Annotated in this window: 17 protein-coding genes; 2 read left to right on the plus strand and 15 right to left on the minus strand. The window is 59.9% G+C overall.

From position 1 onward, the window contains the following. Positions 1 to 7 precede the first annotated feature (7 nt). Together AC1VNY_RS25135 and AC1VNY_RS25140 are read right to left on the minus strand one after the other, a co-directional pair. Positions 8 to 1,279, minus strand: a complete 1,272-nt coding sequence (locus tag AC1VNY_RS25135) for an aspartate aminotransferase family protein (protein WP_482407174.1) — start codon at positions 1,277 to 1,279, stop codon at positions 8 to 10. A 96-nt stretch (positions 1,280 to 1,375) separates the two neighbouring features. After that, on the minus strand, positions 1,376 to 2,188 hold the full coding sequence (locus AC1VNY_RS25140) for an SDR family oxidoreductase (RefSeq protein ID WP_482407175.1): 813 nt from the start codon (positions 2,186 to 2,188) through the stop codon (positions 1,376 to 1,378). Between the two features lie 170 nt (positions 2,189 to 2,358). Between AC1VNY_RS25140 and AC1VNY_RS25145 the strand changes: the two genes are divergently transcribed. Then, complete coding sequence (locus AC1VNY_RS25145; protein ID WP_482407176.1) at positions 2,359 to 2,961, plus strand: TetR/AcrR family transcriptional regulator; 603 nt, start codon at positions 2,359 to 2,361, stop codon at positions 2,959 to 2,961. A gap of 120 nt (positions 2,962 to 3,081) precedes the next feature. On the opposite strand, the gene AC1VNY_RS25150 is transcribed toward AC1VNY_RS25145, so the two are convergent. Both AC1VNY_RS25150 and AC1VNY_RS25155 read right to left on the minus strand, forming a co-directional pair. Further along, complete coding sequence (locus AC1VNY_RS25150; protein WP_482407177.1) at positions 3,082 to 4,917, minus strand: amidohydrolase; 1,836 nt, start codon at positions 4,915 to 4,917, stop codon at positions 3,082 to 3,084. A gap of 111 nt (positions 4,918 to 5,028) precedes the next feature. Beyond that, positions 5,029 to 6,534 (minus strand): amidase, encoded by a 1,506-nt coding sequence (locus AC1VNY_RS25155; protein ID WP_482407178.1) that lies wholly within the window; start codon positions 6,532 to 6,534, stop codon positions 5,029 to 5,031. A gap of 509 nt (positions 6,535 to 7,043) precedes the next feature. On the opposite strand from AC1VNY_RS25155, the gene AC1VNY_RS25160 reads away from it, so the two are divergent. Further along, on the plus strand, positions 7,044 to 7,724 hold the full coding sequence (locus tag AC1VNY_RS25160; protein WP_482407179.1) for a TetR/AcrR family transcriptional regulator: 681 nt from the start codon (positions 7,044 to 7,046) through the stop codon (positions 7,722 to 7,724). Here AC1VNY_RS25160 and AC1VNY_RS25165 read toward each other — a convergent pair. From AC1VNY_RS25165 to AC1VNY_RS25215, 11 genes are all read right to left on the minus strand, one after another. Next, positions 7,698 to 8,276: an SCO family protein gene (locus AC1VNY_RS25165; RefSeq protein ID WP_482407180.1), complete on the minus strand. Its 579-nt coding sequence runs from the start codon at positions 8,274 to 8,276 to the stop codon at positions 7,698 to 7,700. The two genes, AC1VNY_RS25160 and AC1VNY_RS25165, sit on opposite strands and share 27 nt — an antisense overlap. Beyond that, complete coding sequence (locus tag AC1VNY_RS25170; RefSeq protein WP_482407181.1) at positions 8,269 to 9,885, minus strand: linalool dehydratase/isomerase domain-containing protein; 1,617 nt, start codon at positions 9,883 to 9,885, stop codon at positions 8,269 to 8,271. The genes AC1VNY_RS25165 and AC1VNY_RS25170 overlap by 8 nt, the downstream gene beginning before the upstream one ends. 19 nt (positions 9,886 to 9,904) lie before the next feature. After that, a complete protein-coding gene (locus AC1VNY_RS25175; protein WP_482407182.1) occupies positions 9,905 to 10,357 on the minus strand; it encodes a nuclear transport factor 2 family protein in 453 nt (150 codons plus the stop codon). A 171-nt stretch (positions 10,358 to 10,528) separates the two neighbouring features. Then, positions 10,529 to 11,461 (minus strand): alpha/beta fold hydrolase, encoded by a 933-nt coding sequence (locus tag AC1VNY_RS25180; RefSeq protein WP_482407183.1) that lies wholly within the window; start codon positions 11,459 to 11,461, stop codon positions 10,529 to 10,531. A gap of 37 nt (positions 11,462 to 11,498) precedes the next feature. Then, positions 11,499 to 12,200, minus strand: coding sequence for an ABC transporter ATP-binding protein (locus tag AC1VNY_RS25185; RefSeq protein ID WP_482407219.1), 702 nt, complete (start codon positions 12,198 to 12,200; stop codon positions 11,499 to 11,501). Between the two features lie 50 nt (positions 12,201 to 12,250). Continuing rightward, the gene (locus AC1VNY_RS25190; protein ID WP_482407184.1) at positions 12,251 to 13,012 is read right to left on the minus strand and encodes an ABC transporter ATP-binding protein; all 762 of its coding nucleotides are present in this window, start codon (positions 13,010 to 13,012) and stop codon (positions 12,251 to 12,253) included. Next, entirely contained in the window at positions 13,009 to 13,947 is a 939-nt protein-coding gene (locus AC1VNY_RS25195) for a branched-chain amino acid ABC transporter permease (RefSeq protein WP_482407185.1), read from the minus strand. The genes AC1VNY_RS25190 and AC1VNY_RS25195 overlap by 4 nt, the downstream gene beginning before the upstream one ends. Then, entirely contained in the window at positions 13,944 to 14,819 is an 876-nt protein-coding gene (locus AC1VNY_RS25200; protein WP_482407186.1) for a branched-chain amino acid ABC transporter permease, read from the minus strand. The genes AC1VNY_RS25195 and AC1VNY_RS25200 overlap by 4 nt, the downstream gene beginning before the upstream one ends. Before the next feature lie 115 nt (positions 14,820 to 14,934). Further along, on the minus strand, positions 14,935 to 16,086 hold the full coding sequence (locus tag AC1VNY_RS25205; protein WP_482407187.1) for an ABC transporter substrate-binding protein: 1,152 nt from the start codon (positions 16,084 to 16,086) through the stop codon (positions 14,935 to 14,937). A gap of 36 nt (positions 16,087 to 16,122) precedes the next feature. Next, positions 16,123 to 17,070, minus strand: a complete 948-nt coding sequence (locus AC1VNY_RS25210; protein WP_482407188.1) for a zinc-dependent alcohol dehydrogenase — start codon at positions 17,068 to 17,070, stop codon at positions 16,123 to 16,125. Further along, complete coding sequence (locus tag AC1VNY_RS25215) at positions 17,067 to 17,864, minus strand: SDR family NAD(P)-dependent oxidoreductase (protein ID WP_482407189.1); 798 nt, start codon at positions 17,862 to 17,864, stop codon at positions 17,067 to 17,069. The genes AC1VNY_RS25210 and AC1VNY_RS25215 overlap by 4 nt, the downstream gene beginning before the upstream one ends. Positions 17,865 to 17,866: the final 2 nt, after the last annotated feature.

The following is a 17,866-nucleotide window of genomic DNA, read 5'->3' on the forward strand; positions in this document are numbered from 1 at the left end:
TCTTGCCTCATAGCGAAGCCAGCGCATCGTCAAGGGTGGACAACAGTCGCTCCGCGTTGGCCTTCGAGAATGGCATCGGCGGTCGCATCTTAAGCACGTTATCGTGGGGCCCGATTCGATTGATGAGGACGCCCTTGTCCCGCATCACATTGACAAGGCGCTTCGTCTCCTGAGTAGCGGGGATTCCGCGCCCGCGAAGAAGTTCCAGTCCGAAGAACAGGCCATTTCCGCGCACACTCCCGATGAGATCATGTTTCATGGCAAGTCTGGACAGGTCTCGCTGGAGATACCTTCCAATTGACTTGGCATTTTCCATCAGGTTTTCGCGCTCCATCACATCAAGAACCGCTAAACCCGCGGCGGCGGACACTGGATTTCCTGCGAACGTATTGAAGTATAGAGCGCGGGAAGCGAACGCCTCCAACAGATCAGGCCGCGCAATGACGCCAGCCAGAGGGTGCCCGTTGCCAAGCGGCTTTCCGAGTGTGACCAGATCAGGTACGATGCCATATGCTTGGTGTGACCACATGTGATCACCTGTTCGGCCAAGGCCACCTTGCACCTCGTCCGCAATGAAGAGGCCGCCTGCCTTGTGCACATGCGCGACCGCCTGTTCCAGAAAACCCTTTGGAACGCGAGGCAATCCTTCCGTCGAGAAAAGCGAGTCGAACAAGATTGCTGCGGGCTTGATGCCCGCGGCCTTCAATGACTGAACGGCTTCGCCGACGCGGTCGGCGTAATCCTGCGCGAGTTGTGCTGGATCGCCCTCAAAATGGCTCAAATCGGGGATGGATACCGCGCGCGCATGGGATGCCAACGCCTCGGGCGCGGGAAGGCCTGTCGTCACGGCGGCAAGCGCGGCGGAATTGCCGTGATAACTGAACGAGCTAACGATCACGCCTGTGCCGCCGCTGACGAAGCGCGCGATGCGTAGCGCAAGTTCGTTGGCCTCCGTACCGGTACAGGTGAACATTGCCACGGACAGAGAAGGATCGAAGGTAGCCGTCAGTCTCTCAGCGTACTTGACGACGTTTTCATGCAGATAGCGGGTGTGGACATTGAGCGTGCCTGCCTGGCGGCAGATCGCCTCCACAACATGAGGGTGGCAGTGGCCGACATGGGGGACGTTATTGTAGACGTCGAGGTATCGGCGGCCGTGGACATCCTCGACCCACACTCCCTCGCCCCGAACAATGTGCAGGGGTGCGTCGTACATCAGTGGCGAATGCTGCCCAAGGGCGCGATGACGGCGTGCAAGCAGAGCCATTTCAGTGGACATCAGACTGCTTTCCATAGCTGCGCTTTGCTCGGTGGTCGCTTCCAGCGACGCGATTTTGAGTCCTTCCGGAAGGCGGCGGTTGGGATCGCTCGCGGACTAGATCTGATCAAGGCTCTTCACCCCTGCAGCTTCATCCGCGAAGGTCGGGCTCTCAGGCAGAGTACTACCGCCGTCGACCACGATGGTTTGGCCCGTCACGTAAGATGCTTCGTCGCTCGCGAGGTACAACATCGCGTAAGCGATATCTTCGGGTAGGCCCAAGGTGCCGATCGGTACATACTTCGCCATGATCCTTTGCCCTTCTTCATCCGCAAGCAAGTTCATGGCTGGAGTCTTAATGAAACCCGGCTCAACGCCGTTGACTGTAATCCGGTCCTTTGCAAGCTCGATCGCCGCCGTGCGGATGAAGCCGTTCAGGCCACTCTTGCTTGCTGCATAGTAGGAGGCTCCCGGCATGGCCACGCGAGGCCCTGTGACCGAGGAAGTAAATAGCAGTCGGCCACTGCCTCGGCGGCGAAGATGCGGGATCGCGGCTTTTGAGAGTCGGAACGCCGCCTTGAGATTAACGCTCAACGACTCTTCCAACAGGGCATCGTCCAACTCCTCGACCATACCTGCGGCAAAGGAGGCGGCGTTGTGCACGACGATATCAAGCTTGCCGTACCTGGAGACCGCGAAGGAAACGGCCTGCTCGATCTCGGCCGCGACACCGACGTCTGTGACGCGGAGGGCAGCTTCGCCTTTCGCAGCAATGATGTCGGACAGCGTCGCCTGGCCGTGGCTCTCTGTTCGGGTTGCAATGACAACCTGAGCGCCCTCGTCCGCGAAGACCTTAGCAATTGCGGCGCCAATCCCTTGGCCCGAACCGGTGACAATAGCGGTCTTCCCGCGCAGGCGATTTGAGCCCATGGCCTACCTCCCTCAATTAGGCGATTTCGCCGTTTGGCGATCCCTTTCGGACATTCCATCACAGGAACGTCACCCGGACGCCTTTACATAAATTGAACAACTAGTTCAGATTTATGTCAAGAAGGACATTTAGTCTTTTCGCTGCCCAATTTGTGGGCTATACTGCAGGGATGAAGGAAAAAGCGCCTGTCCGACTCCGCGATCGCAATCGCCTGAGAACCCGGCAGGAGCTCCTGGACACAGCACTTGATCTGTTCGAGGCTGGGGGTCTTGCGGCCTGCTCCGTTGACGCGGTTGCAAAACAAGCCGGCACGTCCAAAACAACGGCCTACACCTACTTTCCGGGCGGCATCGACGAGATGCTCCGCGATCAATACCGCATCATCGGCGAGCGCGTCCGTGTACGCGGCGAGCAAGCACGCAATGCCAGCACCACGGTTGAGGACCGGATAACCGCTCTGATGGCGGCGCTGCTCGAGATTTGTGCAGAACCCAAGGTCGGGCGGTTCTACATGATGCTCACGCCGGCGCTCAGCCCACTTCTCGAACCCGTCGTCGGAGAAACATCCGCTCACTTTCGCAAAATGATCGTGGATGATTTGGAGCGGAGGCTCGCTGCCGGCGTCTCGCCAACCGCCTACGCCACACTGATCGTTGGGGCTGGGCGTGAGGCGGCCATCGCGGTAGCGCGAGATCCTAGTCAGCGAGAGGTGCTTCTGACCGCGCTCCGGATGACAGTCCGTGCGATGCTCTCGGTGAAGGCAGGTCGCTAAGACCCTTTCAATTGAAGAACGGATTGCGTCCAGCGACCTCGTCGAAAGACCAGCCTCCGTTCGATCTGAACGGAGGCTGTCGAACCTTTTTCCTTGGCTGCACAGGGCAGCATCGCTGCCTCAACGTGCCGCGTGGCTACATTGCGGACCGCAGACATGCCCCCTGCCGCCGTGAGGAGATCCTGTTTCAAAGTGTTGAATCCGTTCCGGCGGCAAATCCCTCTCGTCCAGGCGTGGAAGTGTGTTGGTGTCGAATATGTCCTTGCCATCAAGCACCGTCCGCAAGACTTGGGTCTTCGGAAGGTCGCCGACGTTGCAAGTCAGGGGATTGCGGTCGACAATAGCCAAATCCGCCTTGTGGCCCGGCTTCAACGCCCCGATCCCCTCCCATTGCATCAATTTGGCATTGTTGAGCGTCCAACCATCTAGGGCCTGCTGCCGGTTGATGGAGTATCCGGGACCGTCATGTCGGCGTCCGGTGCCAGCAAACTCGCGCGTCTCGGCAAGCGCCATATGCTCGAACGAGCTGGCGGGGCCCCAATCCGAGCCGAGTCCAACATTGGCACCCGAGTCGAACATCTTGCCGATTGGGACGAGATACTTGAGAGCTTCCTCACCCAGACGTTCCTGATACATGGCGCCCTTGCCCCAACAAAAGCTAACCGTGCTGGTGAGGTGAAATTTCAGCTCAGCATATCGTTTGATGGGCTCGTCCTCAACGAAGATGCTGTGCTGGATCACCCACTCCCGTGTCCGCACGTCCCACTGATCAAGGAATGGCTCGAGAAGAGCAAGAAACTCTCGATGCTCCGGTAGGCTACAATTCAGCATGTTCAGGCGAAGATTGTTCTTCAGGCAGTATTCAATGGTATCGCGTATCATCGCTTGCGTAAGGAACGCGTGTCCCTTTGTGGGGCGACCATAGGGGTCTTTGTACTCGCCGTCAGTTCGCAAGATACCAGGCCAGGCAGGCCCGGACGGGCACAATGAAAGTCCGTTGACACGATATAGCGGGTCGCTGGTTTGAATGAGGCCTGCCGCGAGCCCGCAATTCGCGCGAACGCTTGCTTCGGTGATTCCCATACCGAAATCGAAGGCGTGTTGGGCACCTTCCAAGGTGGTCAGCACGCGCATGCGCAGGTTGTTCTCGTCGCGAACGCGTTGATACGCAGCGATGTGGGCTGCATCCATCGCGTGCCCCTCGTAAGCCGCCGTCACGCCTCGGCCGGCAGCTGTCAGCTGCCCCGCAAGAGCGCCTCGGTACCAGAGGTCGTCGGTTGGACGAAACACCTGCGCCGCCACGCGCCCCAGCCAAAAAAGACTGCCGTTATAGTAGTTCGTCACGCCCCCGGTGAAAATGCCGGTAAGCTCACCATCCGCATTCTTCTCGATCGTCACGTTATCGACTTGGTCAGGCAGATCGCGCCCAAAGCCGAGTAGTTGCAGCGCCCTGGAGTTCATCGCACAGACGTTTGGAGTTACCGGTGCATAGGCCTGTATCCAGACCGGATGGTCTGGGGCGACAGCATCCAGCTCCCATCGGTTCGGCAGCCGCCCCTCGGGAAGATCGCGCCATGACCTGCGAATGAAATAATGCGGTTCGCCGACCGGAGTTGTCAGGATCCACTCGCCCTGCGGTATCACCTCAGCTCCTTCGCGTATGCGGGCAAGGATGTCGGCGTGGTTTCGCGCATCATAGAGTTTGATGCAGGGCACGTCGAAACTGCCGAAATGAAGGAAGTGCGGATGATTGTCGATCAGCCCTGGAAGCACGCAGGCGCCCTCCATGTCGATTTGCCGGGCCGAGGATCCTGCAAGGGAACGCATGTCATCTAGCGCACCTGTCGCAAGTATCTTGTCTCCTTCAAGGACGATCGCCTCGTGAGTTTCCCGCCGCTCATTCTGAGTCAGCACAGGGCCACCGTGTATAAGCGTACGCAAAGCTGGCGTGGTCATGCCATTGCCTCCTAGGTCTGGATCTCACACTTCAAACGCGCAGCAGCGTTCGTCGTGGCTGCCCGCGGCGCCAGGCATTGGCGCTCTCGACTAGCTGCTCCGCGCGATAACTCACAGGCAGGCTGGTGGTGGCACGAAGCCACCGACCTCGCGTTCGACAAGCTGAGCAAATCGGAGCGGCGTGCGATCCTCGAGGAACGGCCCAATCAACTGCACGCCCATCGGCATCTTGTCTACGAACCGCCCGGTGGGTACCGCTGTCGCCGGTAGGTTGGCGCAGACCGCAAGCGACGGCCACTGGAGACCGTCGAAATACGGGCGCGGCCGACCATCAACGATCATGCTGCGAGCTTCGCACATGGTGACTGGATCGGCCGCGCTGCCGTCGCCGCGATGATCGTGTGCGTATGCGACTGTCGGCATCACTGGACAGATCAAGAGGTCATAGCGCGTGAAGAAATCCCGCCAGCTGCGAAAGAGCCGCTCGCGCTGCTCTACTACTTCGAAGTATTCGACATGGCGCCTCGTCACCGCGCGCGCCGCCCGAGCGGGATAACTGGTGGGCGGTAGCTTTGCGGCCGACTCGACGAGCTGCTGCGCCACCTCAGGCGGCAGGCCGCTGGCCATCACCGAAAACAGCGTCGCGATATAGGTTTCGTAGGCCGCCTGCCAATCGATGCCCGGGCGCGCCTTCTCGTCCACAGTTACGCCAAGACGACGCAGGTCGTCCGCGTAGGCGTGCATGACTTCCAGGCAACGCGAATCGACGGCATAAGTGCTGGCGTCGGCCCACAGCGCGACGCGGAAGTCCTTTAGTCGCTCGTGGCGGCTTGGCGGAATCTTCACGCTCCATGGCGGTCGGCTCAGTTCCGCAGGTGCGGCGAGCACATCCATTGCGAGTTCCAGATCCTCAGCGCTCCGAGCCAGTGGGCCGCACACGCCCAGCTCGTAGGTCGTGTACTGGCCCGGCATCGGCGGAATGTGCCCTCGTCCAGGCACCACGCCGTAGCTGGGCTTGTGACCGTAGATGCCACAAAAGTGCGCCGGGGTGCGGATCGATCCCCCAATGTCGCTGCCCAGCTCCAGCGGCGCAAAGCCCGCAGCAATTGCCCCTGCCGAACCGCCTGATGAGCCGCCGGGCGTTCGTCCTACATCCCAGGGATTGTTCGAGGTTCCGTAGAGGGGATTGTAAGATTGCCAGTCGAATGCGCCCGCGGGCAGATTGGTCTTGCCGAAGATGATGGCGCCTGCCGCCTTGAGCCGCGCTACTGCGTCCGCATCCTGCTGTGGCCGATGGTCCGCGAGGAACGGAAAACCGCAGGTTGCGGGCATACCCGTGACTTCGTAGGTGTCCTTGATGGTCATCGGGAGCCCATGCAGCACACCCCGCTCCGATGGCGCGGCGTTGTCCACCCGGCGGGCGGCTGCCAATGCGCCCTCGGCGTCACGCGCGACGACTAAGTTCAGTGCGGGATTGTGCTTATCGACCTGCTTAAGGTGCAGGTTCAGCAGTTCCACCGCGCCGATGCGGCGCTGTCGGAGCGAAGTGAGCAGCTGCGTCGCGGAGTGGAAGTACTGAGGAAGCGGTGAGGAAGCCTTTGTCTCGGTTTTTGACATGAGCGTATCCTTTATCCAAGCCAACATAGGAGGCGTCTTGCTAGGACGGAGGATCGACGGGAACTCCCTGACCTGTCATCTACCAAACAGGGGATATTGGCTTCGTCCGCCGCGAGCACTCGAACGTTACCGCCGGAACGCCAACCACGCTCGCAGTGATTGGTCGCAAATCTTTCGTCCTGAGGGCACTCCCTCTGCGATAGATGTTCGGTAGGTGCCTGGCCCGAAAGGCAACCCAGGGTCGTTTTCTGCAAGCGGCCGCATGTTAGGTTGGGGGCATTCAGTCTGCGCGAAGAGCAAACGAAGCGACATTGGAAATTCCGGAAGAAAGCCCGTTCGTAGCCGTCGAGGACCGGCACAGTCCGCATTCGGCCCGCTGACCGATGGCGACGATGCACACGTCCGGTAGTCGAAAACCGCAACCCCGGCCGGGGCCATCAAGATGGTTTCTGTGGGTAAGTCAGGGACGTCCTGATTGCGACATGAAGCCTCGCTGGTAGACATTCGACATGAAGCGCGCGCGATCAAACAATCAAGACAAGTCTGTCCTAGCGAGAAGGCCGGCGCCCGGCGCACGAGCGCGGACTGACGAACAAAAGAAAGATGTTAGAGACAATCTGATCGCGGTGGGGCGGCACCTATTTGCTATCGAAGATCCGTCGACCGTTTCGCTGCGAAAGATTGCAGCCGAGACCGGGTATTCACCAGGCACGGTTTACAAATATTTCAGAGATCAACACGAGCTGTTTATCGCGATTCGCGAGCAGGACATGTCTCGCGTCGTGGACAATCTGGAAAAGATAGCGAAGCGCATTGCGGACCCCAAAGAGCGCTTGCGGTCGGTCTTTCTTGCAGCGATCCGGCACTGGCTGAAACGCCCCGAGGAATTCAGGGTCCTGTTTTCAATTCGTCCCGAACAATCCACCAAGGCCGGACGCCAGCCGTTCGGACGATCTGCTGTCGTGCTCAGATCCTATTCGCTCTACCGGCAGTTGGTGGACGACCTGTTCGCTCCTTACGTCACGCCACCGTGTCCGCCTCGGGTCGCGACCGATACCCTAATCGCGGCGACTCACGGCATCATAGCTTTCACGTTGCACACCCACACCCTCGAGTGGTCTAGCCCGATCAAGATGGCGGAAGAGGTCCTCGATGCCCTCCTTTCAACGTGGACCCGCAACGAACGTTAGTTCGTTTGGGCCAATGGAGGATGCTGCGCCGATGTACCTGCTGATCCGCTCGGCCAGTTCTTCGTCGTCGATCGCGTCGGTAAAGTGCGCGATATAGATGCCGTTAGGCCCGACCAGATAAGTGAAGGCAGTATGGGGCATTTGATACCCGGCCGCGTCGTCTGGATCGGCCGCACGCTTCGCGAAGACCTTGTAGCGTCCCTTGACGTGCTCGATGTTATCGCGCGAGCCGGTCAGGCCCGTAAAATGCGGAAATTTGCTTTCCAAGAAGGCCTTCATGACCGGCGGAGTATCGCGTTCCGGGTCGACCGTGACGTAGAGGGGTCGGAGGTTCGTGGCCAATGGCCCGAGTCGGTCAATGACTCGCGAGAGACGTGAAAGAGCCGCCGGGCATACGGCTCGACAGTGCGTGAAACCAAAGAACAGCAACATGAATTGGCCGCGATAGCTGCGATCGGTTACGGGATTGCCATGATGATCGATCAGATCGAAGGTACCTCCGACCTGGACAGTCTGCTCGCTGCCCGATTTTCCCCTACAGCAGTCAGACATCGCCAATCTCAAGAATGAGCGTGGTCGGCTTCTCCAGCCGCAGACCTACGGCAAGGACCTGGCCGCATGCTGCAACGTGCACGGCATCGGTACTCGCGACCGCTCCATCTCGACTGGCCGAGACCGCTACGTCATCGACGAAGAGGGTCCAACTCGCATTCGGCACCAGGGGTCCGATGTCGAGCACGACATGTAGTGAGCACGGGTCTTGCGGCTGGAGCGTTGCGACCAGGCATCTCTCACTCTGATCATATACTGCGCGCGTTACGTCGACACCGGACGTGATCTGCTGCAGTGCGGGATGGGCAAAATGCTCGCCGTCCCAGGGCTTGTTGTAGAGAGCCCAAAGCCCATCCGGCACGTTCAGACGAGCGTAGGCCAGCATCGCATTGCCGGTGAGCCGGTCCATCCGGATAAGGTTGCCATCCTCGTCGTAGGATCGGTCGCTGCGCGGATAGTACAAGCCACCGTCGCTCCAGGTCGGCGACATATAGCGATCGGCATGCGCGAGCAGGCCTTTCAGGTCGCTATCTCCCATTTCGGAGAGCAGCATGGCGACATAGCCGACATCCGGCATCGGCCATGGATAGGCACGGTCCTCGATGCCATCGACCGGACGACCATTGTCGAGTGCCTCTCGCACTTGCGGCACCACGGAACTCGGGTAAAGCGATACGAGACCGTCGCGGCCGTACTTCAGGACGCCCCGCAATTGATCTCGATAGATCCCATGCACGAAATCCCGGTTCCATGTATTCATCACCGCACCGCCCCATGCGGTCCAACCGACGCTCTTCGGCGGCACGAAATCGTCCTGCTCGACACGCCACCAACCGTGAAACCAGCCTTCCGCCGAGAAGATGCCCTTCTTGTCCCAGGCCGCGCGGTAGCTCCGCGTCACCTCGTCCGCTATCGAGGTGCCTTTACGCAAATCCGAGAAGCGGAAACCTAGCATCGGAAATTGGTTGCAGACGATGAAGACGCAGTTCGGCTCGCAGGCAACGCCGAGCCAGCCATTTTCGACCATCTGCCAATAGATGACTTCGTTGAGCGAACTGCGACTGTATTCGAACTTTTCCGGTCCCATCCCCCAGAAGATTGGGTTATGCACGAAGGTCAATGCAGCGGGCTGATCGTAGCCGTCGTCGTTGAACAGCATGCTGTACATGCCCACCATGGCCGATAGATGCCCGCTGTACATGATGTTCTCGCGGGCTACCGGATCGACCCAGCCCTTTCGCAGCTCTTTGATGTCGGGATTAACGTAGGGCCCCGACTGGCTCGTATCCTTCCAATATCCCCACACCTCGCGGCGCAGCATCTTGCGGATCAGTTTGTCGAGAGTACCGCGAAATACCGCCGGCGCCGCGGGCAGTCGATGATAGTGGGCCAAGCCGATCGCATAGGCCATCTGTGCAAGCTGATAGCGGTAGGAATCGAGCCATTCCTGTCCTGGATCCGGTATACCCATCTTCGACCATTCGCCATCGGGCTGATCGGCAAGATTCTGGATATGGCGCAGATGGCCGAGTTGCAGCGGATCGAGGAGAGGAAATCGCGAAACGTCGGGCGCCTTCCGATTGATCTTTCCTAGCTCTGAAACCGGCATGTTATCGCTCCTTCGGTTCCTAAATGTGATCGAGATCTCGGAATGGCGCCTGCTGTCCCTCTGGCATCAGGCTTCGGTCGTAGTATTCCGAGCACCGGGCTATTTTTCGGTCGTCTGCTACGGCTAATACGGCGCACAAACGAGCACGAAAGGTCTTGCCTGTGGCAGCTACTTTGCCTCCGCCGAGACTTTCGCCGTCGAATGTTCCCTCACCGATCGCTTGAACTACCACGACGGAGTCGCCGGCGATGATTCTCTCGGAAGTCATTCGAAAGCCGGAAATGGCCCGGTGCCAGAGCTGATGATGAAGTCTCATGAAATCGCGACCGCGACGCAAAGCGCCGAAGGCCGCGTCCAGGTACTCACCATCTTCTCGGAACAGGTGCGCGAACTCATCGGCATTCGACTTGTTCCATCCCTCGACCCAAGACCGGCCGATATTCTCCAGTGTCTGTTTGTCCAATTTGGTCACGCTAAGCTTTCCCCTTTTGTCGTCGTCATCGGTGCCTGAAGGACGATCAGAGGTCATCGGACCTTCGGTCGAACGTCCCTCAATGCCAAGCTAGATTTCGGCTCGGACTACGTCTTCGGGATCGCCGGAGTTGGATCGCTCTTTGCCTATCGAAAAGATCGAATTGTCCTCCTATGACAGCGAACCGAGAAAGCGCAGCAGAGCTTCGTTTACTTCCACGGGAGCTTCCTGCTGCACCCAATGACCTGCACTTTCTATGAGTACCGTTCCTCGCCAATCGATGAGATTGGACGGCAATCGTTGGATGCTTTGATCGCTCCATTGAACGACCGCATCGCGCTTCCCGCCGATGAACAGGGCCGGCACTGAAATCTTGGCCGCGTCGAAGGGAGCAAGAAGCTCCGCGTTTCGGTCGACGTTCCGATACCAGCTCAGACCACCCCGAAAGCCGCTTCGGCGATAGGATTTCGAATATACCTCGAGGTCCTCCTCGGACAGCCAGGCCGGGAGCTCGTGCGGTTCGGCAAGGCTTTCCACGAACGTACACCCTTCGGGCACTAACGTATTCCAGCGCTCGGGCTCCGGCGGATCGCCGGAAAGCGTGTAGAACATCCGCCTGAGCGTCAGCTTGGTGTCTTTTGCCAGTTCTGCGGCAACGTCCGGCTGTTGGAAATACAACATATAGAACCCGTCATTGCCTCGGGCTCGCATGACCTGAAGAAGGCTCATTGAAGAGCGCGGCGCATACGGGACACTCAATCCGGCGACACCGCGAACGCGATCCGGCCGCATCAAGGCGGTAATCCAAGCGACCGGCGCCCCCCAATCGTGACCAATCACGACGGCGTTCGGGAGTTCTAGCCCGTCCAACACGCCGACCACGTCGCCGACCAGATGCAACATTGTGTAGTCATCGACGCGCTCGGGGGCTGACGTTTCACCGAAACCGCGCATGTCCATCGCGATGACCCGGTAGCCGGCTTCAACAAGTGCAGGAATCTGATGCCGCCAAGAGTACCAGGTCTCGGGAAACCCGTGACAGAGAATGACCGCGGGGCCGCGGCCGGCCTCGGCCACGTGGATGTCGATTCCGTTCGCTTTCATTGTCCGATGATCGATGCTTATCACCTGAGCCTCTATCCTACATCCCGAGATATGCACGCTTCACGTCATCGCTTTGCAGCAAGTCGGATCCGGACCCCGACTTGAGGATCCGGCCGGTCTCAACGACATAGCCGGTATCGGCGATCGCCAAGGCTGCGCGCGCATTCTGCTCGACCAGGAGAATGGTGATACCTTCCTGCCGCAACCGGTCCACCACTCGCAAGATCTCCGCAGCGAGAAGCGGGGCAAGTCCAAGCGAAGGTTCGTCGAGCAACAATAGCTTCGGCTCACCCATCAACGCGCGTGCGATCGCAAGCATCTGTTGCTGACCGCCGGAAAGCGTTCCAGCTGGTAGCTTGCGCTTCACCTTCAGGACAGGGAAAAGCGAATACGCCTGCTCCATGCGTCGGTCGATTTGAGCGTTTTGTCGGCGATAGGCACCGAGAAGGATGTTGTCCTCGACGGACATCGGGCCGAAGACCTGGCGTCCTTCCGGCGTCTGGCAGATGCCGAGTGCCACGCGCTTGTGAGACGCAAGTCGAGAGATGTCTACGCCATCAAACCGGATCATCCCGGTGGACGCACGATGAACGCCGGAGAGGACGCGCAGAAGCGTCGTCTTGCCGGCGCCGTTCGCACCGACCAGTGCAACCAATTGCCCTCTCCCCACGGCAAAATCGAGACCGTGCAGCGCTTCGATCGGCCCGTATCGCGCTTTGAGCCCCCTCACTTCGAGCAGCGGCTCATGGTCGGTGGAAGGAACCGCAGATTTCAACTTATGAATCACGCTCATGCGGCGGCTCCGAGATAAGCCGCAACGACCTGCGGGTCCGCCCGTACTTCTTCCGGTCGCCCCTCGGCAAGTTTTCTGCCGTAGTCGAGCACAAGGATCCGAGTCGACACCCGCATCACCAGCTTCATGTCATGCTCGATCAGGACGATAGTCACGCCTATCGCCGCGATGCGTTCGATCAGGGCGGATATTTCTTCCGTCTCGACGTGATTGAGCCCGGCCGCCGGCTCGTCGAGCAGCAGTATCTTGGGCTTCGCCGCCAGAGCACGTGCTATTTCGAGGCGCTTCAACGCCCCATAAGGCATTTGCGATGCCTGCGCGCTACGGTATTGAGACAGACCGACGAAGCCCATAAGTGCGTCAGCTTCTTCGCGCAACTCGTCATCTCTCTTGCGTATGTGAGGCAAGTGCAGCAGCGCGCTTACGAAGCCTGAATCCAGACGGATATGGCCGCCGATCATCACGTTGGAGATGGCGTCCATGTTCATGCATATCTGGAGATTCTGAAACGTGCGGCTGAGCCCTAGCTTCGCAAGCTTGTCGGGTGATTGACCGGATGCGGGCTCGCCGATCATCGTGATCGTGCCCGCGGTAGGTACATAGATTCCCGACAGCAGGTTGACGACAGTCGTCTTGCCGGCCCCGTTCGGCCCGATGATGGAGTATATGGATCCGGGTTCGACCGCGAACGAAAGATCATCGACCGCAGTGACACCACCGAAGCGCTTTGACAGGTTCCTGACCTCAAGCGCGTTCATGACTGTACCCTCGCCATTCGATCGCGGACCGTCGGTACGAGCCCGTTGGGCATGAAGACAATCGTTGCGACCAGTATGATGCCGAACACAATAGTTTCGCCGCCCTCGAAGGCCGAAAGCGCTTGGGGAAGCACGGTCAGCATGACCGCGCCGATCAATGATCCGGCAATGGAAGCCATGCCGCCTACGATTACCATCGCCATCAGCAATATCGATCGCACGAAGCCCGCGCTATCCGGCGTCGCGAACTCCAGGTAGTGGCCCTCAAGACTGCCCATGACGCTCGCAACTACTGCGGAGAGCACGAATACCTTCACTTTCACGCTGGTGACGTCGATGCCGGCAACACGGGCCGCCACCTCCGAGCCATGGATTGCCTGCAATGCCCGGCCGGCGGGCGAACGGACGAGGTTCGTCGCTGCCCACACCGCGATCAGCAAAAGAGCGGACACGAGAAGATACCAGTTGCGGTCGCCTCTCAGTTGCCATTGGCCGATCGCGAATGCCGGAACGGACATGCCGTCCGACCCGCCCGTGTATTGCATCTCGTTGTTAAGCACGATGGAGATGATGATGCCCATGCCGAGAGTCGCCATCGCCAGGTGGTGACCTTTCAGGCTCAAGATTGGGCGTGCGACCACGAAGGCCAGGAGACCGGTACCTGCCGCGCCGATTCCGAGTGCGACAAGCGGCGGCCAACCAGCATGCGTCGTCAGGACCGCGGAGGCGTAAGTGCCGAGACCGAGAAAGCCCGCATGGCCGAGACTAATCTGCCCAGTGTAGCCGAACAGCAGGTTCAAGCCGATCACGACGACGGCGTTGATGATGGTTCGGATCGCTAGGTCGTAGACGAAGGCGTTGGGAGTCAGCAAGGGAAAGATTGCTAACCCGGCGGCCAATATACCAAGACCGACAATTCGCGATGAGATCGTCATACTCGGTCCGAGGTCTTGGCGCCGAATAAACCGTGCGGCGCGAGAAGGAAAACCAGGATGATCAGGACGAAGGCGACCGCGTCCTTATAGGCGGCGGAAATGTACGCGGCCGTCATCGACTCGATGACGCCGAGGGCCAATCCGCCGACGACCGCGCCGACCGAACTACCCAGCCCGCCGAAGGCAGCGGCGACGAAGCCCTTGAGGCCCAGCATCGTGCCGGCGCCATAGTTCGTAAAAGTAATAGGGGCGAGCAGCACGCCTCCGATCGCACCCAGCGCCGCAGATAAGGCGAACGAAAACGTCAGAACTCCCGTCGTGTTGATACCGACGAGCTGAGCGGCCAGCCGGTTGTGCGAAGTGGCCACCAGAGCCTTCCCGTGCATAGTCGAGTTGAAATACCAGAACAGGGTGATCACGATGACGAGCGAGGTCCCCATGATCCAAAGCGCCTGTGGAGCCAGGGCGGCACCGAGGAGATTCAGAGGGCGATCATCGGAAAGCCCCGGCAAGGCATGGTTACCCTTTCCAAGTCCAATCTCGACTGCGCCACGGATGACCTGGCCCGCTCCGAGCGTGATGATGATTAGCGATGTCATCGAAGTCGTACGCGCCGGCTCGACCGCGAACTTCGCCATGGCAAAGCCGACGAACGTGGTGAACGCGATGGCGATCGCAAGCGAACCCAATAGCGGAAGGCCGGCGCCGACCAGCGCCGAAGCCGTCATCGCGCCGAGCATGATGAATTCACCCTGGGCGAAATTGATCATTCCGCTCGCATTATAGACAAGGGTGTAGCCGAGCGCCGCGAGTGCGTAGGTCGCCCCGACGGTCAGACCTGCAAGCAGGAACTGAAGGAATTGCGATAGCATTGGTTGCTCCATGGAGGCCGAAAGGCAATTCTTCGGCGCGCACGCACCGGGTCGCCACGTCGGCCCGCCGACATCCGGCTCGACGCATTATCGGCGCGCTAACCCGAGCGCGGGATTAGCTTACCGGTACGAACTTCCCGTCTTTGACGACGTGCATCCGCAATGACTCCAGTGCAAGGCCGAGATGGTCCGTCTCGGACATGGTGAACACACCGTTGAGGCCGGGAAGTTTGCGCGTTTCCTCGATCGCTTGGCGTACCTTTACCTTGTCGGTCGACCCTGCACGACGGATCGCATCGATCGCGATGATGATGGCATCGTAGGAATTTCCCGCGAACGGCGATGGAGCTTCCTTGTACATTTCCTTGTAGCCGGCATAGAAGCCGTCGATCACGGGCTTTTGCGGGTCGTTGGCCGCGACGCCTTCTGGAACGATGAAACCGGCCGTGGGCATGCGCGCTCCCTCGGAAGAGCTGCCCGTCAGATTCAGGAATTCCTGATTGACGACAGCGTGCGGGAGGTACAGCGGCAGCTTGATATCCAACCTTGCCTTGTTCTTGACCGCCATTGCCGGACTGGTGCCGGCGCCGCAGAAGATCAAAAGAGCCTCGACCCCTGGCGCATTCTTGATGGTCGTGAGCTGCGGTGTAACGTCGGTGTCTTTCGGACCGTACTTTTCGTCGGCTACGATGGTGATTCCATAACCGGCGGCATTCTCCAGAATTTCCTTGCGGCCGGATTGACCGAATCCGGCAGTTTCCGATAGAAGACCGATCTTCGTGTGGCCATTTGCCTTCATGTCCTGAAGGATGCGCAGCGCGACCTGACGATCGGTATGTGGTGTCTTGAACACCCACTTCTTCACAGGGTCGACGATCGGTAGGCCTCCACCGACCGAAATGTATGGAATTTCGGCACGTTCGGCCAATGGGATCATTGCCATTGCGTTAGGAGTAATGGTTCCGCCGATCACGAGATCGACGTGATCCGCTTCGATCAGCCGCTTGGTGAGCGAGCTCGCCCGCGCGGGTTCAGATGCATCGTCATACGAAACCAACTCGACTTTGCGTCCCAGAACACCACCCCCGTCATTGATCTTCTTGACGTAGAGCGCCACGGCCTTCTGTTCCGGATCGCCGATGAAGCCGACGACGCCCGTCGTGGACAACAGAACGCCGATCTTGATGGGATCGTCCGCGGCGTTCGCCGCCTGGGACGCGGCAATCACGGCCATCGCCGCAATGACTTTCTTCAACACTGCCTTCATTTTTCCCTCCCCGGCTGGATCCGCTCTTCCGTCGGATTAGTTTGCGATACTGAAATGCACCTTGATGCGGGCCGGATCGGCGGTCCCCGTCAAAAGGGCGGCAAATGCGTCCGCACTGCGGTCGAACGGCACCGAAGCGATCCAGCGCGTGTCGAGGCCTTTTGCCAGATCCACCGCCTCCACGAATTCACCGTGCGAATAGGCGAACGATCCTCTTATCGTGCGCTCGCCGGCGACGACCGGGCCGCCGGTGACGGCGAACTCGGGAGCATGCAGGCCGACCAGGACCGCTGTGCCTCCGGGACGGACGTTTTCCACGGCATTCCGACGCGTCGTAACGGCGCCGACGGTGTCAATGACCGCCTCGTAAACGCCCTCCGCCGTCTCGGTCGCGATATCTGCGCCGCAGCGCAAGGCCATTGCCCGTCGTTCGGGGGCGATGTCAGTGACCGTGATATTGGTGACCCGGTTCTCCTTAAGCACGTGAAGCAGCGACATGCCGATGGGTCCGGCTCCCAAGACAGCGACGTCGCGCTGCGGCATCGGCGACAGTCGCCAGGCGTGTAGCGCCGTCGCGATCGGTTCGACCATCGCGGCGCGCGTCGGATCGAGCGCGCTGACCTCGACGAGGCTGCTGGCCGGCACCAAGACGCTTTCGGCAAATGCGCCGTTGCGATGAACGCCCAGTACCTGACGTTGCTCGCAGAGATGGCGGCGCCCCTCGCGACAGGCGCGACATTCGCCGCACGAGAAGATCGGATTGGCGACGACGAGCACACCGTCCCGCTGCCTGCGGCCGACGAATTCGTGTCCGATGGTCAGGCCTACCGGGAGCGGTGGCCGACCGCTTCTGACCGCACCAAGATCGGTGCCGCAGATACCAGCGACCAGCACGTCGACGATCTCCTCACCGGCTGCCGGTTGCGGCACAGCAACGTCGGCAAAGCGGACCGAGTGTTCGCCTGCATAGGTTAGCGCCTTCATGAAGCGGCCCTCGAAGGAGCCGACCTGGAAGCCAGGCTAGGATAGCGACGGTTGAGCGCGCCGCCATCGACGTAGATGGTGTCGCCTGTGATATAGCTTGCTTCATCGGACGCCAGAAACGCCGCAACTGCAGCGACCTCGTCGGGCTGACCGGGACGGCCAAGCAAGATGTTGTCTACGAACTCGGCCCGGGCTTGCGGCAGCGAAAGCAACCGGCTGACCATGGGCGTTTCGGTGAGGCCGGGACCAACACCGACGACGCGGATCTTGTGCGGAGCCAGTTCCATGGCTGCAACTCGCGTCAGCATGGCCGCGCCGGCTTTCGAGGCGCAGTAGGCGGACAGACCTTCACCGGCCTGCTCGGCATTGGTGGAGATGAAGTTCACGATGACGCCACCACGCGCTTTCATTTGCAGCGCCTGATATTTGCAGCACAGGAACAGTCCAGTAAGATTGATGTCTTGCACGCGCTGCCACTGCTCAAGCGTCTGGTCGGTCAACGCCACGCTAACCCCGACTCCCGCAGCATTGATGCCGATATCCAGGCGCCCGAACGACTTCGCGATTGCATCTGTCGCATTCGCGACGGCGGCCTCGCTGACAACATCAGCGGCGAGAGCCAGCCCTTCGCCGTCCAATATTGCTACGGTAGCCTTTGCTGCGTCGAAGTCGCGGTCGACTACGGCGACCCGAGCTCCATCTTGCGACAGTCGGCGCGCGACGGCCTGGCCCATGCCGGACCCACCACCGACCACCATGGCCACTCTGCCGTTCAAGCGACGGTTTGATGCCATCG

Source organism: Bradyrhizobium ferriligni, assembly GCF_056837965.1.